This is a genomic window from Pantoea ananatis LMG 2665, from assembly GCF_000710035.2.
GTDB classification, from domain to species: domain Bacteria; phylum Pseudomonadota; class Gammaproteobacteria; order Enterobacterales; family Enterobacteriaceae; genus Pantoea; species Pantoea ananatis.
Genome location: NZ_JMJJ01000005.1, coordinates 908,341 through 932,363 on the forward strand (window position 1 = coordinate 908,341; position 24,023 = coordinate 932,363).

At 55.6% G+C, this 24,023-nt stretch carries 20 protein-coding genes; 15 read left to right on the plus strand and 5 right to left on the minus strand.

What is annotated here, in order from left to right; genetic code table 11:
* Positions 1–41 precede the first annotated feature (41 nt).
* Positions 42–956, plus strand: a complete 915-nt coding sequence (hemF, locus tag EL29_RS12090) for an oxygen-dependent coproporphyrinogen oxidase (protein ID WP_013026653.1) — start codon at positions 42–44, stop codon at positions 954–956.
* Positions 957–1,054: 98 nt separating this feature from the next.
* On the opposite strand, the gene maeB is transcribed toward hemF, so the two are convergent.
* Positions 1,055–3,334, minus strand: coding sequence for an NADP-dependent oxaloacetate-decarboxylating malate dehydrogenase (gene maeB / locus EL29_RS12095; RefSeq protein ID WP_013026654.1), 2,280 nt, complete (start codon positions 3,332–3,334; stop codon positions 1,055–1,057).
* 360 nt (positions 3,335–3,694) lie between these two features.
* Here maeB and tal point away from each other — a divergent pair, with 360 nt between their 5' ends.
* Positions 3,695–4,645: a transaldolase gene (gene tal / locus EL29_RS12100; protein ID WP_014594257.1), complete on the plus strand. Its 951-nt coding sequence runs from the start codon at positions 3,695–3,697 to the stop codon at positions 4,643–4,645.
* 63 nt (positions 4,646–4,708) lie between these two features.
* Entirely contained in the window at positions 4,709–6,709 is a 2,001-nt protein-coding gene (gene tkt, locus EL29_RS12105; RefSeq protein ID WP_019106053.1) for a transketolase, read from the plus strand.
* 222 nt (positions 6,710–6,931) lie between these two features.
* Here the strand turns inward: tkt and EL29_RS12110 are convergent, their stop codons facing one another.
* Positions 6,932–8,293 carry a 2-hydroxycarboxylate transporter family protein gene (locus EL29_RS12110; RefSeq protein WP_014594259.1) on the minus strand — a complete coding sequence of 454 codons (1,362 nt, stop codon included), beginning with the start codon at positions 8,291–8,293 and terminating at the stop codon, positions 6,932–6,934.
* Here EL29_RS12110 and EL29_RS12115 point away from each other — a divergent pair.
* The 4 genes from EL29_RS12115 to ampH all read left to right on the plus strand — a co-directional run bounded on the left by EL29_RS12115 (position 8,284) and on the right by ampH (position 12,289).
* On the plus strand, positions 8,284–8,505 hold the full coding sequence (locus EL29_RS12115) for a hypothetical protein (protein ID WP_133345033.1): 222 nt from the start codon (positions 8,284–8,286) through the stop codon (positions 8,503–8,505). The genes EL29_RS12110 and EL29_RS12115 overlap by 10 nt on opposite strands.
* 94 nt (positions 8,506–8,599) lie before the next feature.
* Complete coding sequence (locus EL29_RS12120; RefSeq protein WP_014605308.1) at positions 8,600–10,237, plus strand: ATP-binding protein; 1,638 nt, start codon at positions 8,600–8,602, stop codon at positions 10,235–10,237.
* Positions 10,227–10,913 carry a response regulator gene (locus tag EL29_RS12125; RefSeq protein WP_013026659.1) on the plus strand — a complete coding sequence of 229 codons (687 nt, stop codon included), beginning with the start codon at positions 10,227–10,229 and terminating at the stop codon, positions 10,911–10,913. Before EL29_RS12120 ends, EL29_RS12125 begins: the two co-directional genes overlap by 11 nt.
* A 212-nt stretch (positions 10,914–11,125) precedes the next feature.
* The gene (ampH, locus tag EL29_RS12130) at positions 11,126–12,289 is read left to right on the plus strand and encodes a D-alanyl-D-alanine-carboxypeptidase/endopeptidase AmpH (RefSeq protein ID WP_014594262.1); all 1,164 of its coding nucleotides are present in this window, start codon (positions 11,126–11,128) and stop codon (positions 12,287–12,289) included.
* Here ampH and EL29_RS12135 read toward each other — a convergent pair.
* Positions 12,286–13,353 carry a DUF1176 domain-containing protein gene (locus tag EL29_RS12135; RefSeq protein WP_014605307.1) on the minus strand — a complete coding sequence of 356 codons (1,068 nt, stop codon included), beginning with the start codon at positions 13,351–13,353 and terminating at the stop codon, positions 12,286–12,288. The two genes, ampH and EL29_RS12135, sit on opposite strands and share 4 nt — an antisense overlap.
* Before the next feature lie 490 nt (positions 13,354–13,843).
* Between EL29_RS12135 and EL29_RS12140 the strand changes: the two genes are divergently transcribed.
* From EL29_RS12140 to EL29_RS12175, 8 genes are read left to right on the plus strand one after another with little or no spacing between them, the layout of a single operon-like run.
* Entirely contained in the window at positions 13,844–14,674 is an 831-nt protein-coding gene (locus tag EL29_RS12140) for a DeoR/GlpR family DNA-binding transcription regulator (protein WP_013026662.1), read from the plus strand.
* An 11-nt stretch (positions 14,675–14,685) separates the two neighbouring features.
* Positions 14,686–15,666, plus strand: coding sequence for a substrate-binding domain-containing protein (locus tag EL29_RS12145; RefSeq protein WP_013026663.1), 981 nt, complete (start codon positions 14,686–14,688; stop codon positions 15,664–15,666).
* 2 nt (positions 15,667–15,668) lie between these two features.
* Entirely contained in the window at positions 15,669–17,174 is a 1,506-nt protein-coding gene (locus EL29_RS12150; protein ID WP_013026664.1) for a sugar ABC transporter ATP-binding protein, read from the plus strand.
* Positions 17,167–18,156 (plus strand): ABC transporter permease, encoded by a 990-nt coding sequence (locus tag EL29_RS12155; RefSeq protein ID WP_014605306.1) that lies wholly within the window; start codon positions 17,167–17,169, stop codon positions 18,154–18,156. The genes EL29_RS12150 and EL29_RS12155 overlap by 8 nt, the downstream gene beginning before the upstream one ends.
* 14 nt (positions 18,157–18,170) lie before the next feature.
* A complete protein-coding gene (locus EL29_RS12160; protein WP_014605305.1) occupies positions 18,171–19,223 on the plus strand; it encodes an ABC transporter permease in 1,053 nt (350 codons plus the stop codon).
* Positions 19,223–19,915 carry a D-allulose 6-phosphate 3-epimerase gene (gene alsE, locus EL29_RS12165; RefSeq protein ID WP_014605304.1) on the plus strand — a complete coding sequence of 231 codons (693 nt, stop codon included), beginning with the start codon at positions 19,223–19,225 and terminating at the stop codon, positions 19,913–19,915. The genes EL29_RS12160 and alsE overlap by 1 nt, the downstream gene beginning before the upstream one ends.
* On the plus strand, positions 19,912–20,808 hold the full coding sequence (gene alsK / locus EL29_RS12170; protein ID WP_013026667.1) for an allose kinase: 897 nt from the start codon (positions 19,912–19,914) through the stop codon (positions 20,806–20,808). Before alsE ends, alsK begins: the two co-directional genes overlap by 4 nt.
* Positions 20,805–21,764 (plus strand): ribokinase, encoded by a 960-nt coding sequence (locus EL29_RS12175; protein WP_013026668.1) that lies wholly within the window; start codon positions 20,805–20,807, stop codon positions 21,762–21,764. Before alsK ends, EL29_RS12175 begins: the two co-directional genes overlap by 4 nt.
* Positions 21,765–21,808: 44 nt before the next feature.
* On the opposite strand, the gene nudK is transcribed toward EL29_RS12175, so the two are convergent.
* On the minus strand, positions 21,809–22,387 hold the full coding sequence (nudK, locus tag EL29_RS12180) for a GDP-mannose pyrophosphatase NudK (protein WP_013026669.1): 579 nt from the start codon (positions 22,385–22,387) through the stop codon (positions 21,809–21,811).
* A 155-nt stretch (positions 22,388–22,542) separates the two neighbouring features.
* Positions 22,543–24,015, minus strand: a complete 1,473-nt coding sequence (gene ansP, locus EL29_RS12185; RefSeq protein WP_014605303.1) for an L-asparagine permease — start codon at positions 24,013–24,015, stop codon at positions 22,543–22,545.
* Positions 24,016–24,023: the final 8 nt, after the last annotated feature.

Below are 24,023 nucleotides of genomic sequence, written 5' to 3' on the forward strand. Positions count from 1 at the left end.
GCTATAATCACGTCCAATTTTTACCAAGAGAAGCTCATCACATGCCAGATATCTCCCGTGTAAAAACGTTCCTGTTGGATTTGCAGGATGAGATTTGTCGCAAGCTGACCGCCGAAGACGGCGGTGCCCATTTTATTGAAGACAGCTGGCAGCGCCCCGGCGGCGGCGGCGGACGAAGCCGCGTGCTGCGTGATGGCGCCGTCTTTGAACAGGCCGGCGTCAACTTTTCGCACGTTCATGGCGATCAGATGCCCGCGTCCGCTACCGCGCATCGGCCTGAACTGGCCGGGTGCAGTTTTGAAGCCATGGGCGTGTCGCTGGTGATTCATCCGCACAATCCCTATGTGCCGACCAGCCATGCCAACGTGCGTTTCTTTATTGCCGAAAAACCAGGTGCCGAGCCTATCTGGTGGTTTGGCGGCGGCTTCGATATGACACCGTTTTACGGTTTCGAAGAGGATGCGCTGCACTGGCATCAGACGGCATTTGATCTCTGCCAGCCTTTTGGCGAGGACGTGTACCCGCGCTTTAAAAAATGGTGCGACGACTATTTCTACCTGAAACATCGTGACGAGCAGCGCGGCATTGGTGGCCTGTTCTTCGATGATGTTCATCTGCCTGGCTTTGAAAAAAGCTTCGCGCTGATTCAGGCGGTGGGCCGGGGATTCCTGGACGCCTATCAGCCCATCGTGGCGCGCCGCAAGTCGTTGCCGTTTGGCGAGCGTGAACGTCAGTTTCAGCTCTATCGTCGTGGTCGCTACGTGGAATTTAATCTGGTGTGGGATCGCGGCACGCTGTTTGGCCTGCAAACCGGAGGCAGAACGGAATCGATTCTGATGTCTCTGCCGCCTCTGGTACGCTGGGAATATGATTATCATCCTGAGCCGGATTCGCCAGAGGCCGCGCTCTACCGCGATTTTCTGCCGGTGAAGAACTGGCTTAACCTGCCCGAGTGACGTTCGTCTTCCTGCCCCGCGTAACGGGCAGGAAGACAAAGTTAACAGCGCTTTCATGCGCGAAGGTGAAAATCGGGGCTGCATGCGGCCCCGTTGTGTTACAGCGGCTGGGTTTGTGCTTCTACCACCGCCAGCGCCACCATATTAACGATGCGCCGCACGGAGGCGATGCGGGTGAGTACGTGCACGGGTTTGGTCATCCCCATCAGCACCGGCCCCACCGTCACGCCGTCAGCGTGCGAGACGCGCAGCAGGTTGTAGCTGATTCGTGCCGCCTCCACGTTGGGCATAATCAACAGGTTGGCGCTGCCTTTCAGCGGGCTGTCGGGCATGATCTCCCGACGAATGCTCTCTACCAGTGCCGCATCGCCGTGCATCTCGCCGTCAATTTCCAGCTCAGGTGCGCGCTGCTGCACCAGCGCCAGTACGTCACGCATTTTTCGAGCGCCAGGAGAATTTGAGGTGCCAAAGCTGGAGTGCGACAGCAGGGCAACCCGCGGTTCAATACCAAATCGCCGCACGGTTTCGGCCGCCATTAACGTGATGTCCGCTAACTGTTCGGGTGTGGGATCTTCATTTACGTAGGTATCCGCAATAAAGGTGTTGCCGTGCGGCAGCAGCAAGGCATTCATGGCCCCTGCCACTTTCACATCGGAACGCAGGCCCAGCACTTTCTCCACAATCTCGTAGTGCTCGTTGTAATCCCCGATGGTGCCGCAGATGAGCGCATCCGCTTCACCGCGATAGACCATGATGGCCCCAATGAGCGTCGGATTACCGATCACCGCGCGCTGTGCCTGCTCGGGCGTTACGCCGCGCCGCTTCATCATCTGGTAATACTCGTTCCAGTATGCTTTAAAACGGGGATCGGATTCGTTGTTGACGATTTCGAAATCCTTTCCGGCTTCGATCTTCAGCCCCTGCTTTTCAAGGCGCATCGCGATAACGTTCGGGCGGCCTATCAAAACAGGTTTTGCCAGCCCCAACGACACTAATTCCTGCGTCGCATGCAGCACCCGAACCTCTTCCCCCTCTGCCAGCACCACGCGCTTCGGCGCTTTGCGCGCCTGAGAGAAAATCGGTTTCATAAACAGATTGGTTTTATAGACGAATTCCGTGAGCTGTTCGCGATAGGCGTCGAAGTCGCTAATGGGCCGGGTCGCCACACCGGAATCCATCGCCGCCTTCGCCACCGCCGGGGCGATCTGCACAATTAACCGGGGATCGAAGGGTTTGGGGATCAGATATTCCGGGCCAAAGCTCAGGTCCTGATCGCTATAGGCCGAAGCCACCACATCGCTCTGCTCCGCCTGCGCCAGCTCGGCTATCGCGTGCACCGCCGCCAGCTTCATCTCTTCATTGATGGCCGTTGCGCCAACATCCAGCGCTCCCCGAAAGATAAACGGAAAGCACAGGACGTTATTCACCTGATTAGGATAGTCAGAACGGCCGGTGCAGATAATGGCGTCAGGCCGCACGGCCTTAGCGAGCGGCGGCAGAATTTCTGGCTGCGGATTCGCCAGCGCCAGAATCAGCGGATCGCTGGCCATGGTTTTGACCATGTCAGGCGTCAGGACATCCGGGCCAGAGCAGCCCAGAAAAATGTCGGCGCCCTCAATAACCTCGGCCAGCGTACGTTTTCCCTGATCCTCAACCGCATAGTCGGCCTTGGTCTCCGCCATATTGGGCTCGCGCCCTCGGTAGATCAGCCCTTTTGAATCGCACACCTGAATATTGTGCTTCTGCAAACCCAACGCGACCAGCAGATTCATGCAGGCAATCGCCGAGGCGCCCGCGCCGGAGACCACCAGCCGCACGTCGGAAATCGCCTTCTTGATAATACGCAATCCGTTTAACACCGCCGCCGTGCAGATAATCGCCGTGCCGTGCTGATCGTCGTGGAACACCGGGATTTTCATGCGTTGCCGTAGCTGCTGCTCAATATAGAAACACTCTGGCGCTTTGATATCTTCCAGGTTGATGCCGCCGAAGGTGGGTTCCAGCGCCGCGACGATCTCAATCAGCTTATCGGGATCGTGCTCATCGACCTCAATATCAAAGACGTCAATACCGGCAAACTTCTTGAATAAAACGCCCTTGCCTTCCATCACCGGCTTACCGGCCAGCGCACCAATGTTGCCCAGGCCCAGCACCGCCGTGCCGTTAGAAATGACCGCCACCAGATTACCGCGTGCGGTGTATTTATGGGCGGCCAGGGGATCGGCGGCAATTTCTAAGCAGGGTGCGGCGACGCCGGGTGAATAGGCCAGGGCCAGATCGCGCTGAGTGGCCAGCGGTTTAGTGGGCGAGACCTGAATCTTGCCGGGAGTGGGATACTGGTGAAAATCGAGCGCACTTTGCTTCAGTTGGTCATCCATTTGACATCCTTCTTCGCCAGGTAAGTGAACGCCCAGTATAGAAAGCAGACAACCACAAAGCGGTGAGGCGCTTCAAAGAACCTCATTTCTTAAGGCACAGATTGTTACAGTCTGGTCTGCGTCATTTGTCATGGCTGCTATTCTTAATAACCGGGCAGTCGTTATCCGCAGAAATGTCATCTCGGATGATTGCGCGCTACCCCCATCGCACAACATTCAGAGAAAACGCATTTTCACTGCACCCTGTCTGTTGCAAGGTGGTGAGTCGGCGTTACTGCGACCGGTAATGTCTGCACTGATTAGGGCACGAGGCCAGAGGTGTTCCCTTTCGTTACAACGTTTTTTTCAAGGAGTGTAGAAATGAACCAGCTTGAAGCCCTTAAACAGTTCACTACCGTGGTGGCTGACAGTGGCGATATCGAATCGATTCGAAATTATCACCCACAAGATGCGACCACCAACCCCTCGCTTATTCTGAAAGCATCTGCTCTCCAGCCTTACAAACACCTGATTGATGACGCCATCGACTATGCGAAAAAGCAGGGCGGCAGCAAAGAGACGCAGATCATCAACGCCAGCGACAAAGTGGCAATCAATCTCGGTATGGAAATCCTGAAAAGCATACCGGGCCGTGTTTCGACCGAAGTGGATGCGCGCCTCTCCTTCGATCGTGGCATGTGCGTCACGAAAGCGGAAAAGCTGGTTCGCATGTATGAAGAACACGGCATTGACCGCTCACGCATCCTGATCAAACTGGCTTCCACCTGGGAAGGCATTAAGGCGGCTGAAGAACTGGAAAAAAATGGTATCCAGTGCAACCTGACCTTGCTGTTCTCCTTCGCGCAGGCCCGTGCCTGTGCCGAAGCCGGTGTTTACCTGATTTCACCTTTTGTGGGCCGTATTTACGACTGGTACAACACCCGCAAACCGATGGACCCGTATCACGTGGATGAAGATCCCGGCGTGAAATCCGTACGCCGCATTTACGATTACTACAAGAAGCACCGCTATGACACCATCATCATGGGCGCCAGCTTCCGTAAAGTTGAGCAGGTGCTTGCCCTGGCCGGTTGTGACCGCCTGACGCTTTCGCCTAACCTGCTGGAAGAGTTGCAAAACAGTGAGGAGCCCGTAGAGCGCAAGCTCGAACCCTCAACCGAATGTTTCCACCAGCCTTCCCCGCTGTCCGAAGCCGAATTCCGTTGGGAACATAATCAGGACCCGATGGCGGTAGAGAAACTGGCAGACGGTATTCGTCAGTTCGCCGTTGACCAGCAAAAACTGGAAGATGTGCTGGCAGCGCGCCTGTAGTTTTCCCCCTCTTTTACCGGGCGGGAGCACTCCCGCCCTGATGCTTAACAAGGGAGACCCTTTATGTCCTCACGCAGAGAGTTGGCTAATGCGATTCGCGCATTAAGTATGGATGCGGTACAAAAAGCAAAATCAGGTCATCCTGGTGCGCCAATGGGCATGGCTGATATCGCCGAAGTCCTGTGGCGCGATTTCCTCCAGCACAACCCAACCAACCCCGCCTGGCTGGATCGTGACCGCTTTATCCTTTCAAATGGCCACGGTTCCATGCTGCTGTACAGCCTGTTGCACCTGACCGGATACGATCTGCCGATTGAAGAACTGAAAAACTTCCGCCAGCTCCACTCTAAAACGCCGGGCCACCCGGAAATTGGCTATACGCCAGGCGTGGAAACGACCACAGGTCCGCTGGGCCAGGGCCTGGCGAACGCCGTTGGTCTGGCGATTGCTGAGCGCACGCTGGCGGCCCAGTTTAACCGTCCCGATCACGATATCGTCGATCACTTCACCTATGTTTTCATGGGCGACGGTTGTCTGATGGAAGGCATTTCTCATGAAGTCTGCTCGCTGGCCGGTACGCTCGGACTGGGCAAACTGATTGGCTTCTACGATCACAACGGTATTTCTATTGATGGTGAAACCGAAGGCTGGTTTACCGACGATACGCACAAACGCTTTGAAGCCTATAACTGGCACGTTGTGGGTGAAATCGACGGTCATGACGCCGATGCGGTTAAAGCCGCGATTCAGGAAGCGCAGAGCGTCACCGACAAGCCGTCACTGATCATCTGCCGTACGGTCATTGGCTTCGGCTCACCGAATAAAGCCGGTAAAGAAGAAGCCCACGGCGCGGCGTTAGGCGAAGAAGAAGTGGCGCTGACCCGTAAGCAACTGGGCTGGAACTATCCGGCGTTTGAGATCCCCAAAGAGATTTACCAGCAGTGGGATGCCAAACAGGCCGGCGCTGAGCGCGAAAAAGCCTGGAACAACAAACTGGCGGCCTATAAGCAGGCTTATCCAGAGCTGGCGGCCGAGTACGAGCGCCGCATGAACGGCGGCATGCCGGCAAACTGGGAAGCGGAAACCGCGAAGTTTATTGCCGAGCTGCAGGCCAATCCGCAAAAAATTGCCAGCCGCAAGGCCTCGCAGAATGCCCTGGAAGCCTATGGCAAACTGCTGCCAGAGTTTCTGGGCGGTTCTGCCGACCTGGCACCGAGCAACCTCACCATCTGGTCTGGCTCAAAATCCATCAAAGACGATCCGGCCGGAAACTACATCCATTACGGCGTGCGTGAATTTGGCATGACGGCGATCGGTAACGGCATTGCCCACCACGGCGGCTTCGTGCCCTATACCGCCACCTTCCTGATGTTCGTTGAGTACGCCCGTAACGCGGCGCGCATGGCGGCACTCATGAAGGCCCGGCAGATTATGGTGTATACCCATGACTCCATTGGCCTGGGCGAGGACGGCCCGACCCACCAGCCGGTTGAGCAAATTGCCAGCCTGCGCGTGACGCCAAACATGAGCGTATGGCGCCCCTGTGACCAGGTGGAGACGGCAATAGCCTGGCAGGCAGCGATTGAGCGCCACCATGGCCCGACAGCGCTGATCCTGTCGCGTCAGAACCTGGCTCAGCCTGAGCGTACCGCAGAGCAGGTGGCTAACATCAAGCGCGGCGGTTATGTGCTGAAGGAGTGCGACGGCACGCCAGACATCATCCTGATTGCGACCGGCTCCGAGGTAGAAATAACCCTGGGTGCCGCGACGAAGTTGACAACTGGCGGTCACAAGGTGCGCGTGGTTTCACTGCCCTCCACTGACCTGTTTGACGCACAGGATGCCGCTTACCGTGAGTCGGTGCTGCCTTCTGCGGTCAAAGCGCGCGTGGCGGTAGAAGCAGGCATCGCCGACTACTGGTATAAATATGTTGGCCTGGACGGTGCCATTGTGGGCATGACGACCTTCGGCGAGTCGGCGCCGGCCGAGAAGCTGTTTGCTGAATTTGGCTTTACGGTGGAAAACATCGTCAGCCATGCAGAAGCACTGCTGAAACCCGCATAATCCACTTGCTGCTGAGCGACCTGCTGCTTTGCGTCAGGTCGCCTGGCCAACACGACGTGCCAGCCCTGCGCTGGCACGTCGCTTTTCTGAACGCCTGTTTTCGTCTCTCTCAGCCTCTCCCACTTTCTCAGCCCTACTCCCGGCAAGGGATGCAGGCTATCTCACGCCTGCACCGTTCGGGAGCCATGCTGCTTTGCGAGCGCTTCAGTCGGCGTAACAGGTTTACTTGAGAAAATGGCTCAGTAATAACAACGAGAGCGAAACGTTAATGGCCCCGCCGATGCGCGTGGCGATCTGCGCAAACGGCATCAGGCCCATGCGGTTACCGGCGGTAAGAATCGCCACATCGCCCGTACCGCCCTGCCCACTCTGGCAGCAGGAAACAATGGCAACATCGATGGGATGCATGCCAATCTTTTTCCCGACAAAGAAGCCCGTTGCGACCAGCGCACTGACCGTGCTGATAATCACCAGCAGGTTGGTGAGCGTAAACGCGGTAACCAGAATATGCCAGGGCGTGATGGCGACGCCGACGGCAAACAGAACCGGATAGGTTACCGCCGTGCGGAAGAAGCGATAGACCACCTGAGAACCGGCCAGAATACGCGGAGAAACCCCATTCACCAGTTTTACCAGCACGGCCAGAAACAGCATCCCTACCGGCGCAGGCAGTCCTGTCAGCTTCTGCCCTAACATCCCTACCATATAGAGCAGCACCGCCAGCAGCGCCCCGGACGCAATCGCCGTCACGTCAACTTTACCGGAGAAAACGGACTGCAGCGGCTCGGGTTCAACATTGGTCACGTTTGGCATCAGCTGGCCTTCCCCGGTGAGGTGCGGATAACGTTTACCCAGTTGGTTCAGACAGCCGGAGATAATAATGGCGGTCACGCCACCCAGCATAACCATGGGCAGGATGCGGCCCAGCGCCACGCCCTGATCCATATGGAGCAATGCCGCATAGCCGATGGAGAGCGGAATGGCACCTTCACCGACGCCTCCCGCCATAATGGGCAGAATGATGAAAAAGAAAATCTGGAAGGGTTCCAGCCCCAGCGCTAAACCCACGCCCATGCCGACAATCATCCCCACGATTTCACCACAGAGCATGGGGAAAAAGATGCGCAGAAAGCCCTGGATCAGCACCGTGCGGTTCATGCTCATGATGCTGCCAACAATGATGCAGCAAATGTAAAGATAGAGAATATTGGTCGATTTGTAGAATTGCGTCGTGGACGTTACCACGATGTCGGGAAGCAAACCGTAGTACACCAGCGCAGAAGGAATAAAGGTGGCGCAGATAGCCGCTGCCCCTAAACGGCCCACCACGGGCAGGCGTTTGCCAAACTCTCCGCAGGCAAAGCCAAAAAAGGCCAGCGTGGCGACCATGACCACGATATCGCTTTTTAGCGTTCCACTCAGGCAGTCTACCGCAATGAGCGCACCGGCCAGCACAAACAGCGGCAGAGGAATAATCCCGACTTTCCAGTTATCCATAATATGCCACCACTGCTCTTTCAGGGTTTTCCTGCGCGGTGAACGGGTCAGCGTGTCAGACAGAAAAGAATTATCAGGTGAGCTCATTATTATCCTCTTTGCGTCATCGTTTTTTTTTCAGGATGCCGGGAAAAAAGGCGGAATTACGTGAAGAAGAAGGTATCTGGCATAAAGTTTTAATGGTGTTATTTCCAGAGCGTGATCCGCATCGTGATAATCGCCGTGGTGTTTATGGTTTTTATTCCCCGCTGCCGTTATTCAGCCTTTCAAGGGGATTTTTTAGCCTATATAATCGATAAAAATCACTATTTATCAAATAATTAAACCGATGTAGTTCCTATTGTTAAAAAGATGATACATTGAAGTTATTATTCCAAAATACGTGTGACAGTCATGAAGTTGTCATTTCAAACGAAGCTGTTTCTTTCGCTCGTGGTTTTTTCGTCTGTCCTGTTCGTGTTACTGGGAAGCTATTATTACGTCAGCATCACCCGGCAGCTTTATCAGGCGATGAGCATGCGCGCGAAGGTTCAGGCAGACGAGATCGCGCTGATTCCGGAACTGAAAAAAGCGGTGGCGGATCGTGACATCACGACCATCAATGTGCTGATGAAGGCTATCGCCCGGAAAAGCGATGCCAGTTTTATTGTGATTGGCGATAACCAGGCCCTGCATCTTTTTCACTCGGTGACGGCGGACAGGATTGGCAAACCGCTGGTGGGCGGCGATAACGCAGCGGTGCTGGCAGGGAAAAGTATCACCACCATTCGGACAGGCGGCCTGGGAATGTCACTGCGAAGTAAGGCGCCTATTCTCAACGATCGCGGCCAGGTCGTCGGTATTGTTTCTGTTGGCTACCTCGCCCGCTATCTGGATGCCATCACCTTCAGCAACATGATCAACCTGTTGATCGTGGCGGCGCTGGTGCTGATTGCCCTGTTTATTTTCTCCTGGTTTTTTACCTGTAATATTAAAAAACAGATTTTCTCGCTGGAACCGCGCGAGATCGGCCTGATGGTCCGCCAGCAAAAAGCCATGATGGAATCGATCTATGAAGGCGTCATTGTTATCAATGAACAACTGCGGATCGAAGTGATTAATCAGGCTGCCCGCAAGCTGCTGGGACTGTCACAGTCCGCCGAGGCGCTGCGCGGCGAGTCTGTCAGCCAGATCGTCTCCCCCGTGCCCTTTTTATCGCAGCCCGTAATGCTGGAAAAAGATACCCACGATGAAATTTGCCAATTTAACTCGCTGACCGTCATCGCCAGCCGGGTGCGCATCATGCTGGAGGACGCGCTAATGGGATGGGTGATCACCTTTCGCGATTTTAACGACATCGATTCCCTCAGCGCCCAACTCAGCCAGGTGAAACGTTATGTCGATAACCTGCGCATCATGCGTCATGAACAGCTTAACCGCATGAACACGCTTTCCGGGCTGTTGCACATGGGGCGTTTTGACGAAGCGATTGGTTACATTGAAGCGCAGTCCGAGCACGAGCAGGAGTTGCTGGACTTTGTCTCGGCTCGATTCACTTCGCCTCTGCTGTGCGGCTTATTACTGGGCAAAGCCGCGCGCGCCAGAGAAAAAGGCGTCATTCTCCATTTTGATCCCGCGTGCCTGATGGATAAGCCGTTTCCCGCGCTTTCCGATGCCGAACTGATTTCGGTCATTGGCAACCTGCTGGACAACGCCATTGAAGCCACGCAGCGCGCCCCGTTGCCTCATGAACCTGTTGAAGTACTGATTAAACTCAGTACCCGTGAGCTGCTCATTGAAGTGGCGGATCGCGGCGTGGGCATTACGCCGGCGATCCGCGAGCGCATGTTTGAACGTGGCATGACGACCAAAACCCGAGGCGATCACGGCATCGGGTTGTATTTAACCGAAAGCTATATTACCCGTGCAGGGGGAACCATTGAGGTCAGCGACAACGTGCCCCGTGGCGCGGTGTTTTCGCTGTTTATCCCCTGTGCGCAAACCAACAGCTGTCCCGTAACGGAAACGGAGAACGTCCGCGATGCAACATGATCCTGTTACTGTCCTGATTGTTGAAGATGAGCCTGAACTGGCTCAGCTTCATGCAGAACTGATTGGTAAGCACCCTGAGCTCAGGCTGGTCGGCATAGCCAGCTCCCTGGCAGAAGCCAGACAGCAGCTTGAACTGACCGCGCCACAGTTGGTGCTGCTGGATAACTACCTGCCTGATGGCAAAGGCATCACCCTGATTGGCGATCCGTTGCTGGCCAACGCGAACTGCTCCATTATTTTTATTACGGCGGCCAGTGATATGGATACCTGCAGCCAGGCCATTCGCAACGGTGCCTTTGATTACGTGCTTAAACCGGTATCCTGGAAACGCCTTAACCGCTCGCTTGCCAACTTCATCGCCTTCGCAGACCAGCAGCGCACATGGAAAATTGTCGATCAGAAAAATGTCGATGTACTGTATCAGTTGCAGGCGAAGAACTACCCGCACGATAACGGCAGCAAAGGCATTGAGGAAAATACCCTGGCCCGGGTTCAGACACTGTTTACGCCCGCCACAACGCGCCTTTTTTCGGTCGATGAGGTGATGACAGAAACCGGGCTCAGTAAAACGACCGCCCGCCGCTACCTGGAGCACTGCGTGGAAACCGGCTTTCTGACGGTCGAAATGCTGTATGGCAAGGTGGGCCATCCCCGGCGCATGTACAAACGCACCTGACCGAACGGGTGTCCCGTGCTCGCCCTGCGCCGGTTCAGTCAGGTGGCTTTCAGGGGCAAAATGCGGCGCCAATCCCGTGACGTCACCGGCCCGTCTGGCCCGCATGCTGTAATCCGAAACAAAAAAAACTGTCCTTTGCTCTTCCCGTCATCCGCAAACTGATTACTATAGGTTTTCACCCGATTCCTATAGCGAAGCCCTCTCCGTTGAAAATGCGCACTCCTTACGTACTGGCTCTACTGGTTTCTTTGCTTCCCCTTAAAAGCATGGCGCAGGTTGCGCCCGATCCGTTGCTGGCATCCCAAATTGTTGACCGCTATGCGGAGCATATCTTCTATGCCAGCGGTGCGACAGGCATGGCGCTGGTCGCAATAGATGGTAATCAGCGGGTTTTCGCCAGCTTTGGTGACACGCGGCCAGGAAACAATATTCGCCCCCAAAAGGATTCGTTAATTCGTATTGCCTCACTGAGCAAGCTGATGACCAGTGAAGTCATGGTGAAGATGGCCGAGCGCGGGGAGATTCGCCTTGACGATCCGCTCAGTAAATATGCACCGCCCGGAAAGCGGGTGCCCAGTTTTGATGGTCAGCCCATTCGGCTGATTAACCTGTCTACCCATACCAGCGGTCTGCCGCGAGAGCAGCCCGGCGGCAAACCCCATCGTCCGGTGTTTGTCTGGCCGACACAGAGTGAACGCTGGCGTTGGTTAAACACGGCCAGCCTTAAAGCCGCCCCCGGCACCAATGCGGCCTATTCCAATCTCGGTTATGACCTGCTGGGCGATGCGCTGTCGCGCGCGGCCGGTAAGCCTTATCCTGCCCTGCTGCAGCAGTTAATTACCCGTCCGCTGGGGATGAAAGACACCACCTTTACGCCGTCACCTGAGCAGTGCGCACGCCTGATGGTGGCGGAAAAAGGCGCCAGCCCCTGTAATAACACGCTGGCGGCCATCGGCAGCGGTGGCGTATATTCGACGCCTGATGATATGGGCCGCTGGATGCAGCAGTTCCTCAACTCCTCGGTAAATCACCGTACGCCACAGATCGACCGCCTGCAGACGCTGATCTACCGTCGCGACCAGTTGCATAAAGTTGACGGCATGGACGTGCCGGGCAAAGCCGACGCGCTGGGAATGGGGTGGGTTTATATGGGGCCGGCCAACGGTCGCCCTGGCATTATCCAGAAAACCGGCGGCGGCGGCGGCTTCATCACCTATATGGCGATGGTTCCCCAGCAAAACGTCGGGGTTTTTGTGGTCGTTACCCGCTCGCCTCTGACGCGCTTTACGCCGATGAGTGACGGCGTAAACAACCTGCTCGCTGAGCTGGTGGGCAATCAGAACGGCTCGCCGATGATGGTCCAGGCGATTCCTTAACCGCTCACCGCTGATGAGGCTGACTGGCTCACCCAAAGCGTGGGCCAGTCGTCACTGCTGTGCCAGGCATCGCAGGTTGACTCCTCGGCATACTCGGCTAAAACAAAATGCTCGCCGTCAAACTGCCAGCGGGTCGCGGTACCACAGTCGCCAAGTCCGCGTCCTTTGCCAAAGGTATAGAGCTGCCCGCTTGCCGCATCATAATCTGCGTTAATCAGCTCCAGCTGGCGCTCTGATGCGCCCGGCGGGGTAAAAGGCAAGGTCAGCGTAATCCCACGCGCCACATAGGGCGGCGCACGCGTTACTTCAAAAGCCAGATCGATCACGTTATATGCGCCCATTTCACAGCTGACCAGCAGCAGCGCTTTTTTGTCTGTCAGCGGCGAGACGCTGACTTCGCGGCGCAGGGGATCAAGGGAACAGGTATCCGAATTTACCCGCCACGTTCCGTAGTCGATCAGCCCGCTGGTCTCGTCACGCGTCAGTGGCGCAGGCGCAGCCATCGCCGGCGGCAGTTGCGGTACGGCCGGTGCGGCCGGGACGCCGGTTCTTCCTCCGCGCCTGACCCAGGCACTCATGCTATTCACCCGGCCCTGCACATCGTCCATAAATAACAACGCGGCTTTCATACCGCGCAACGAAATCTGCGGACCGGCATTGAACGTCAGCTGCAGGCTTTTCGCATCCATGGTCAGTTCAAGAAATTCGTTAATGGCGATAGGATTGCTGGTAGCAAGATGGTGTGGCTCAACCGTCCAGTGCTTGAAGTCAGGCCGCAGCCGACGTTGATCGACTAAAAGATTATCTTGCAGCGCCGGGCCGGGCAGCGCGCCGCTGTATGCACTGCCGTAATCGATGCGCAGTAACGGTTTGTCATCGGATCCCGCACTGCGGGAAAGCGTCATAACCAGGCCCTGGTCGCCAGGTATGCTGCGCGCAACGCAATGCGCCGCATTATTGCAGGTGAGTTGCCAGTCAGAAAACAGCTTCTGTACCGGATCAGCCTGAGCAGCGGCAACCATAAAAACAGACAACGCAAACAGCGATTTCATCCCATACCACATTAAGAAAATCGAACCCCAACTTCTTTGAGTGGAAGATGATAGCGCAATAGCGCACGTCACGAGGGCCGCATTCTGTGAAGTGCTCAGCAAGCGCAGCTAACCGACTAAAAAACATCCGCTTTACAACAAAAGAAAGGCGGTGATCTCTGCAGAATAGTCATCATGCTGTTTCACTCTGTTGCGCTCAATCGGATTCGTCGGACATTCCCGCCAGTCGAATCGGTCAAATACACATAAACGGTCAAAAACAGGCATGTTATAGTCGCCACAGGTGCAGGCATAAAAGCCTGTCAGCCCTGTTTCTTACGGTTAATTAACCCTAATTTAGTGATATCAGTCACGTCTTTAATATACCTATTACATAGTTTTTCATAAAAAACCCAACAAATATCTCTTTACGCACGCTGTGAGAAGAGTGACCTGCGTAGCCACGCTCAGGCCACATTTTTGCCGCGTGCCTTCCAGTACTTTATAACCCTCGGAGGCCAGCATGTTGCCGATTGAACGCCAGCAGAGAATTATTGATGAATTAATGCGTAATGGACGCGTGATTGTCGCTGAACTGACCGCCTTATGTCAGGTTTCGCAGGAAACGATTCGTCGGGATTTAGCCCAACTGGAAAAGAAAGGCATACTCCAGCGAAGCCATGGCGGCGCTGTTCCGGTTAAACAATATAATGCAGCCATTCAGATAAATAACCGGGCCATTAATGAGTATGAATTATCTTTCCGGCAGCGAATTAATGAACATGTCGATGCCAAAATGACCATTGCTAAGCGGGCGCTGGGGTTTATTAGCCCAGGCGATTGTTTATTACTCGATAGTAGTACCACGTGTTTTTATCTGGCCCGACAGTTACCGGATATTGAATTAACTGTATTAACTAATTCTTTACGCATTGTGCAGACCCTGGCGGCGCGCAGCAGTATTCGCACGATCTGCCTGGGTGGCGAATATTCCGATCGCTATGAAGATTTTCACGGCATCGTGACTGAACAACCGTTAAAAGAGTTTCAAATAAATAAAATCTTTTTTTCCTGTAGCAGTTTGGGCAACGACGGTTATTTACGCGAGGGGAATGAACATAATGCACATTTAAAACAACAACTCATTCTGGCAGCTGAACGCAAACATTTATTAATGGATAGCTCTAAGTTTCTTCGGCCCTCATTCGCGCGTGTTTGTCATTATCGCGATGTGGATTTTCTTATTACCGACCAGTTAAAAGATAAAGAGCTGGAACAGGAACTGGCGTGGAACGGGGTAAATATTATCGACTGTTCACAACGGCCTCAGTCCGTGCAGCTTATTAATCAATAAATGGAGTCACTATGAAAAAACAGCTTATCGCCTGCTCCCTGATCGCATTATTCGCATTCCAGGCTCAGGCAGCAGAAAAAATACGTATGGGCATCGTGGTGAAAATTGGCGGTATTCCATGGTTCAACGCGATGGAAGCCGGGATTAAAAGTGAAGCGGCGAAAAGCGGCATAGATGCATGGATGGTCGGACCCACCGCAGCCGATCCCGCCTTGCAGGTACGCGCTATTGAGGATTTGATTGCGCAGAAAGTCGATATCATTGGCGTGGTCCCCAACGATCCTAAAGTCCTGGAGCCCGTCTTACAGCGGGCGCGCGATGCGGGCATCAAAGTGATTACCCATGAATCACCGAGTCAGAAATTCGCCAACTGGGACTTTGAGTTAGTGGATGCAGCCACCCACGGCATCAACCATATGAAAGCGCTGGCAGCCTGTATGCACGATGAAGGGCAATACGCCATGTACGTTGGCAGCCTGACGGTGCCGCTCCACCAGCAGTGGACCGACGCCGCGCTGGCGTATCAAAAACAGCATTATCCCAAAATGCAGTTGGTCACCGACAAATTTGGCGTAGGCGAATCGCTGGATGATTCAATCCGTACCACCAACGAGCTGATGTCTAAATATCCCAATCTGAAAGGGATTTTAGCCTTTGGCTCACAGGGCCCTATCGGCGCAGGACGGGCCGTAATGAACCGCAATAAGATTAACCAGGTGTGCGTCATCGGAGCCTTCAGTCCGGGCCAGGGCGCGCAGCTCGTCAACCGGGGCGCGATCAAAGGCGGCTATATCTGGAATCCCCATACGGCCGGTGAAGTGTTTGTCCGTCTTGCCGAGATGATGGAGAAAAACACGCCCATTAAAGATGGCATGACCATTGAGGGATTAGGCAAGGTCCGGGTCGATGACACGACGCATACCCTTCTGGGCAATAACACCGAAAGCCTGGATAAAGCCAACCTGCCGAAACTGATTAAGCTGGGGCTGTAGAGATGAGACCTGTCGCACCGCAGACGCTCGTGACGTTAGATGCGTTGTCGAAAACGTTTGGTGGTCATCGTGCGCTGAGCGATATTTCGCTGACGCTGCTGGCCGGAGAAGTGCACTGCCTTGCCGGGACGAATGGTTGTGGCAAAAGCACGCTCATTAAGGTGATTTCAGGCGTTCATGCGCCGGATGAGGGCAGCGAGATCCGTCTGGGCGAAGGGGAAATTTTGCCCCGCCTCTCAACCCAGCAGGCCAGAGACTTTGGTATACAGGTGATCTATCAGGATCTGTCTCTGTTCCCTAACCTGAGCGTGGCCGAAAACATTGCGTTTGAACACAACCTGCGTGGCCTGTTCGGCTGGCATCAGCGTAAAAGGCTGCATGCCAGCGCCCGACGTATCGTTGACGAGCTTCAGTTTGAACTCGATCTCAACGAGAAAGTGGCGCACCTCTCCATTGCCCAGCGGCAACAGGTCGCGATTTGCCGGGCACTCGTTGCCGATGCCAGGCTGGTGATCATGGACGAACCCACAGCCTCGCTAACCCGAACAGAAGTGAATCAGCTGCTGCGCACGGTGCGCTATCTCAAACAGAAAAACATCTGTGTGGTGTTTGTCAGCCATCGACTGGATGAAGTACTGGAAATCTCCGATCGGGTGACGGTTATTCGCGATGGCCGCAGGGTTGGCAGCTGGCCAGCACAGGACATGACGCCGCACCGTCTGACAGAACTGATGACCGGACAGAAGCTGGAATATCCGTTGAAAAACGTCACGCGCAGGCGCGATCGCGTGTTGCTGGAAGTCGAACACCTCAGCCGGAGCGGGCAGTACCACGACGTGAATTTTCGTTTGTACGAAGGCGAGGTGCTGGGGCTCTGTGGCCTGCTGGGTTCGGGTCGTACCGAGCTGGCTCTGTCGCTATTTGGTATGACCCAGCCCGACAGCGGCAAGATTTGGCTGGACACGAAACCGGTACGCTTCCGTAGCCATGAAGACGCCATCAAAGCCGGTATTGGCTATGTCTCAGAAGACCGTCTGACGCTGGGGCTGGTTCAGCAACAGTCGGTGGCCGATAACATGGTGTTGCCGATTCTCGATAAGCTGCAAAACCGCTTTCACCTGATTGATGAATACCGTAAGAACAGGCTGATCCTGCAGTGGATTCAGCAGCTTGGCGTCCGGGTAGCCGATCCCGAGCAGGCAATTTCCACGCTTTCCGGCGGCAACCAGCAAAAGATTGTTTTAGCCAAGTGGGTACTCACTCAACCTCGCCTGTTAATTCTTGACTCGCCCACCGTCGGCGTCGATGTCGGCGCGAAGGCCAGTATCTACCAGCTGATCCACGAACTGGCGCGAGAAGGCTTATCGATTATGTTGATTTCCGATGAAGTCCCGGAGGTCTGGCACAACTGCGACCGCATTTTGCATTTCCGTGAGGGGACGATCCATGCCGAATACCAGCCAGACCGAGTGCAAGAACAGCAACTGGCGGAGGTCATCAATGCCTGACTTATCCCGTTTACGTCCTCATTCCAGCCAGGGCTGGCTGACCTGGGTTTTACTGCTGTTTATTGGGGTGTTTTCGCTGTCCAGCGACCAGTTCCTCAGCGTACAAAACCTGCTGGATTTAGCCGAAAGCTATGCGGTCACCGGCATCTTCGCACTTGGGCTCTTTGTGGTGCTGGTCACCGGCGGCATCGATATCTCCTTTGCTGCCGTGGCCTCGGTGGTGCAGTACTTCATCGCCACCCTGTTTGTACGCTATCAGTTTGATCATGCCCTGCTGAGTATTGGCCTGGCGGTGGCCTGCGGCACGCTGTTCGGCATGATCAACGCCTGGCTCATTACCTGGCTGCGGGTGGTCTCCATCATCATCACGATCAGCATGCAGTCGCTGCTGTTTGGGCTGCTGATGTGGTCAACCGGCGGACGCAGCCTCTATCAGTTGCCTGAATGGTGGATCACCCTTCGCAGCGTGCTGCCGTTTGAGTGGCAGGGCCAGACGTTTCAGCTTGGCCTGCCCCTGCTCGTCCTGCTGGTCATCGCCACCCTGACGGCCGTGTTACTCAACAAAACGCATCTGGGCCGCCAGCTTTATGCCGTGGGCGGTGATGCGGAGTCCGCGCGGCGCATCGGGATTCGCGTTGGTTTGATTCACCTCTTTGCCTACGGCTGGCTGGGGGCGATGGCGGCCATTGGCGGACTGGTGCAGGTTTATCGCATGGGTGAAGTGGTGCCAAACGCGTTGGTCGGCGGTGAACTGGATGTGCTGGCTGCCACCGTGCTGGGTGGTGCCAGCCTGATGGGCGGAAAAGGCACGGTCAGCGGCACCTTAATGGGGGTTTTCCTGATCGCCATTTTAAAGAACGGCCTCAACCTGATTGGCGTATCCAACTATTTCATGAACATCGTGGTCGGTGGCGTGATTATGGTCGCCATCGCCGTCACGCACTATAAAAAGCGCAAAGAGACTGACGTCAGCTTTGTCTGATGGGAGAAGCACACATGAAACTTTTATCTGCGTTGAAACCTGACGGTACCAATACCGGCCTGCTGCTGCTCATCGCGTTTGCGATGGCGCTGTTCAGCATCCTGCTGCCCGGCCGTTTTTTTACCGATTCCACCTTTCTCAGCATGGCCTTTCAACTGCCTGAACTGGGCTTGCTCACCCTGGCGATGTTTATTGCCATTCTGAGTGGCGGATTAAACCTGGCGATTATTACCACCGCCAACCTGACCAGCCTGTTCATCGCCTGGGTGCTACTCGGCATGTTGCCAGACGGGGCGGGAACCGGTCAGCAGCTGGCCTGGCTGCTGCTGGCGGTGCTCGGTGCCATGTTGATTGCTGCACTGATTGGCCTGATCACCGGCGTGATGGTAACCCGCATCGGTGCCCATCCCATTCTGGTGACCCTGGCCACCATGATTACCCTCAACGGCATCGGCATCTGGCTGACAAAAGGCGCCGCGGTGAGCGGCATGCCGCCGGTGGTGCGCGCACTGGGCGCCGACACGCTGCTGGGCATTCCTCTGCCGCTGTGGGTCTTTTTCGTGGCCGCAGCGCTGCTGGCGGTGTTCCTGGGGAAAACCCGTGCAGGTAAGTGCATCTATATGGGCGGTAGCAACATTAATGCCACCTGGTTTAGCGGAATTAATACGCATCGCATGATCGTGCTGGTGTATGTGATTTCCAGCCTGCTATGCGTGCTGGCGGGGCTCGTGATGATGGCGCGATTTAACTCTGCGCGTATGGGCTATGGCGATGCGTACCTGCTGCTGACCGTGCTGGCCATTATTCTTGGCGGCACCGATCCCAACGGCGGTTTTGGCCGTGTGACCGGCGTCGTGCTGGCGCTGATTGCCCTGCAGATCCTCTCAACTGGCTTCAACCTGATGAATATCAGCCAGCACGTCAGCCTGGCGATGTGGGGCGCAGTGCTGATTGTGGTGCTGGCCGTGAAACAGGGTAAAGCCCGACTCAATGAACGCCGTGCCATGAAGCGCAGCAAGCGCCTGAGTGCGGTACTGAATCCTCTGACTGAGAAAAAGGAAGTATGATGCGAATTCAAATCTCCCCGTCGTTGATGTGTATGAACCTGATGGAGATCAAGCAGCAGTTGGCTGTGCTGAACACCCGCGCTGACTTCCTGCATGTTGATATCATGGATGGTCACTACGTCAAAAATATCACGCTCTCACCGTTCTTTATTGAGCAAATTCGCCCGCACACGCCAGTGGCTATCGATGTGCATTTGATGGTTGAGCAGCCCACCGATTTTATTGAGGCAGTCGCCAACGCCGGAGCGGACTATATTTGCCCGCACGCAGAGACGATCAATCGGGATGCCTTCCGGGTGATCAACCTGATTCGCAGTTTGGGGAAAAAACCGGGCGTGGTATTGAACCCCGCCACGCCGGTGTCCTTTATTCATCATTACCTGCATCTGCTGGATAAGATCACGGTGATGACGGTGGATCCGGGTTATGCCGGGCAACCCTTCATACCGGAAATGGTGGAGAAGATTCGGGCACTCAGTGCGTTAAAACGCGCCCACGGCTACCACTATTTGATTGAGATCGATGGCTCCTGTAATCAACGCACTTATCGCACCCTGCTGGAAGCCGGAGCGGAAGTGCTGATTGTCGGCACCTCGGGCCTGTTCAACCTGCATGACGATCTCTCCACCGCCTGGACAATGATGCGCGACAGTATTGATGCCGCGCAGGGACTGGCGCAGGAGTCTGCATGAAATCACGCTGGCTTGGCATTGATATTGGCGGCACCAGTACCCGTTTGCAGCTGATGGAAGAAGGCCGGAACTGGTGCGGCTTCCGTAAAGTGCCGACCGCCTGTTGGTCGCAACAGGCGGATGCGCTGGTCGCGCTTGGCGATCTGATTTGCGAAACGCTGGAGGCGCAGCCGGTAAGCGGGGTGATGCTTGGCCTGCCCGGCATTCTCAGCCGTGACCGCCAGCAGGTGATCTCGCTGCCCTTTATTCAGGCGCTGGATCAACAACCCGTCGTGGCACGGCTCAGCGCGCGCCTTGGCGTTCCGGTTGCCATGGATAAAGATGTGAACCACCTGATGCTGTGGGATCTGCTGCAGCTGGAGACGTTACCCAATAATGCCGTGGGGTTATATCCCGGCACCGGTCTGGGTAACAGCCTGTGGCTGGAAGGCCGCTTTTATCATGGTCATCATGGCGGCTCAGGCGAGCTGGGCCATATTCCGCTGGCGAACAACGACCTGCCCTGCCCGTGCGGCAACCGGGGCTGTGCCGAAACCTTGATATCCGGTCACTGGCTCAGCACCTGGGCGGCAGCACAACAGCCGGATACGGGGATTTCGCAACTCTTTACCCGGCATGGCGATCACCCTGATCTGCGGGCGTTTGTGCAGCGGCTGGCACAGCTGATCGCCAGCGAAATGAACATTCTGGATCCCGAGTACCTGATTCTGGGCGGGGGCGTACTGTCGATGGCGGATTTTCCCTTGGTGCAGTTGCGCAGCGCCATTCAGCAATATCTGCGACCGCCCGTTACGCGCCAGGGTTTAAAAATCGTTTTCAGCCATGCGACCGATCACACGGGCTGTCGCGGTGCCTGTCTGGCCGCCGAGCGCTGTTTTGGAGGGGAAAAATGAAAGGCAAAGTGTGCGTGTTCGGTTCCTTCAACCTGGATATCGTGGCAGGCATGGCCCGCTTTCCGCTACCGGGTGAATCGTTAATTGCCCAGCACAGCATGATGGGGCCCGGCGGCAAAGGCGCGAATCAGGCCACCGCCGCGCTTCGTGCGGGCGCCCGGGTGCACTACATCGGCAAAGTGGGCAACGACGACTTCGGCATATTTGCCCGCCGGCATCTGGAAAAAACCGGCTTTGATGCCATTACGCTGTTCACCTGCAAAGAGAAACCCACCGGCAATGCGTTGATTTACGTGGCCGGTAATGACGCTGAGAATATGATTTCTGTTTATCCTGGGGCGAATCTCACCGTCAGCGCAGCGGAAGTGACGCGCTGCAGGCCGACCGTTGCCGCGGCGGATATTTTGCTGGTACAGCTGGAAAATAATCTGAGCGCGATTCAGCGCATGATCGATCATGCCCGGGCGGCAAATACCTTTGTCATCCTTAATCCGGCACCGTTTCAAAAAATCAGTGACGCTCTGCTGGCAAAGGTCGATCTGCTGACGCCCAACAGCACCGAAGCCATGCTGCTGACCGGCGTGAAGGTCACGGACCTCGCCAGCGCCCGGCAGGCCGCCCTTGTGCTGCACCGCAAGGGCGCACGTCAGGTAATTATTACCCTGGGTACGGCGGGCGCCTTACTGTCTGACGGGCAACAGCTGCTGCATATTCCGGTGTTTCCCGCCACGCCGCTTGATACAACCGGCGCGGGCGATGCCTTTAACGGTGCGCTGGCTGCCCGGCTGGCCGCCGGCGTTTCTCTGGAACAGGCTGCACTGTTCGCCGCAGCGTTTGCCTCCCTGTGCGTTGAACGACAGGGAGCCGCTCATGCTATGCCCGCTTATGCCGATGCACTGGCACGCCTGCAGTCGCACCCGGAATGCGTGGCCGAGAGCGTGCTGGCCTGCGCGTAACATTCAGGCAGAGGCGCCTGGTGGCGCGTCTGCTCTGTACTCCATCAGAGCGTGAGCCAGCCTGCAATAAGCGCATGCTGCAATAACATAATGGTTTTGCCATCGCGGATGCGCCCCGCTTTCACCCACTGCATGGCCTCAGGAAACGTGATTTCCAGCACGTCGATGGCTTCATCCTCTACACCGCCGCCCGCATTTTCCCGCAGCGCGTCGTGATATTCAGCCGCAAAGAAATGCACCAGCTCGGTCACGCCGCCCGGCGACATGTAAACCGAATAGAGGGTTTCCACCTCGCCCACCGCATAGCCGGTTTCTTCAATGGCCTCTTTGCGAATGCAGTCTTCAGGCGAGTCATCATCCAGCAAGCCTGCACAGGCTTCAATCAACATACCGTCTTCATTACCGTTAACGTAGGTGGCAATGCGGAACTGGCGCGTCAGTACCACGCTGTTCTTGTCACGGTTATACAGCAGAATGGTGGCACCGTTGCCGCGGTCGTAAACTTCACGCTTGTGACGCACGAGTTCGCCCCGGTTGTCGGTAATCTCATAAGTGATATTACGCAGGACAAACCAGTTCTCTGACAGCAGCTTATCTTTGATGATGTTGATCTTGAAGGACATGGACGCTCCGCAGCGACAGAAAGGGAGCCTGAGATAATAGGACGTACGTTAAAAGAAAACTATCTGAATTACGGGCCTTGCGCACGTCATCGTCCATCCTCACAGGCAAAAAAAATGCCAGCACGCTGGCTGGCATTCTATGCGAAACGTCTCGGTTACGACGATTTACCGTCGTGCTCGTGATGATCGTGTTCGGTCGCTGCAATGGCGTTCACACGCTTACGCACGCCAAACCAGCCCAGTACCAGAATCACCGCAATCAACGGAATGGAGGCGATAGTATAGGTGCCGTTTGGATAGTCGAACGCCATCAATACCAGCACGCTGAACAGGAACAGCAGCGTCAGCCATGAGGTAAAAGGCGCGCCTGGCAGCTTGAAGCTGACGTCGTCTGCCTTGCCTTCTTTGATCGCTTTACGCAGGCGTAGCTGGCAAAGCACGATAAAGCCCCAGGAAGAGATAATGCCGAGTGACGCCACGTTTAATACGATCTCAAATACCTGAGACGGCACATAGTAGTTAAGCACCACGCCGATGATATAGACGCCGACGGTCACCAGAATCCCGGCATAGGGCACCTGCTGGCTGCTCATTTTAGACATGAACTTCGGTGCGGAACCGCCCATCGACATTGAGCGCAGAATACGGCCGGTCGAGTAGAGACCGGAGTTCAGGCTGGATAACGCCGCACTCAGCACCACAATATTCATAATGCTGCCAATGTAAGGCACGCCCAGCTTAGAGAAGAAGGTCACAAACGGACTTTGCCCAGCCTGGTAGGCATTCCACGGCAACAACATCACTAACAGCACCACGGAACCGACATAGAACAAACCAATACGCCAGATAACGCTGTTGATCGCCTTCGGCAACATGGTTTCCGGATCTTTACACTCGCCTGCTGCCGTACCGACCAGTTCAATCGAGGCGAAGGCAAATACGACGCCCTGCACCAGCACCAGCGCCGGCAACAGGCCGTGCGGGAACAAGCCGCCGTTATCCGTGATCAGGTGGAAGCCGGTTGCATTTCCATCGAGCGGTTTGCCCGTGCCGAGGAACACGACACCGACAACCAGGAAAATGACAATCGCCAGCACTTTGACCAGCGCGAACCAAAACTCCATTTCGGCGAACCACTTTACGCCGATCATGTTCATGGTACCGACAATCGCCAGCGCCCCTAACGCAAATACCCACTGCGGCACATCACCAAACGCGCCCCAGTAATGCATATAAAGCGCAACGGCAGTGATATCCACAATCCCGGTCATAGCCCAGTTAACAAAGTACATCCAGCCTGCCACATAAGAGGCTTTCTCGCCCATGAACTCACGAGCATAGGAGACAAAGCTTCCGCTGCTGGGACGGTGTAAAACCAGTTCGCCCAGTGCGCGCAGGATGAAGAATGAGAAGATACCGCAGACCAGATAGATGATGGCGAGGGCCGGACCTGCCGCCTGTAAACGGGCGCCTGCGCCCAGAAACAGCCCCGTACCGATGGCTCCCCCGATGGCAATCATCTGCACGTGACGATTGCCCATGGCCTTCTTATAGCCGGAGTCGTGGGAATTGAGCCAGCGTCGTTTCGCAGCGCGCATGTCCGCTGCGGATTTCTTTGTAGATTTCATAGCCTTCC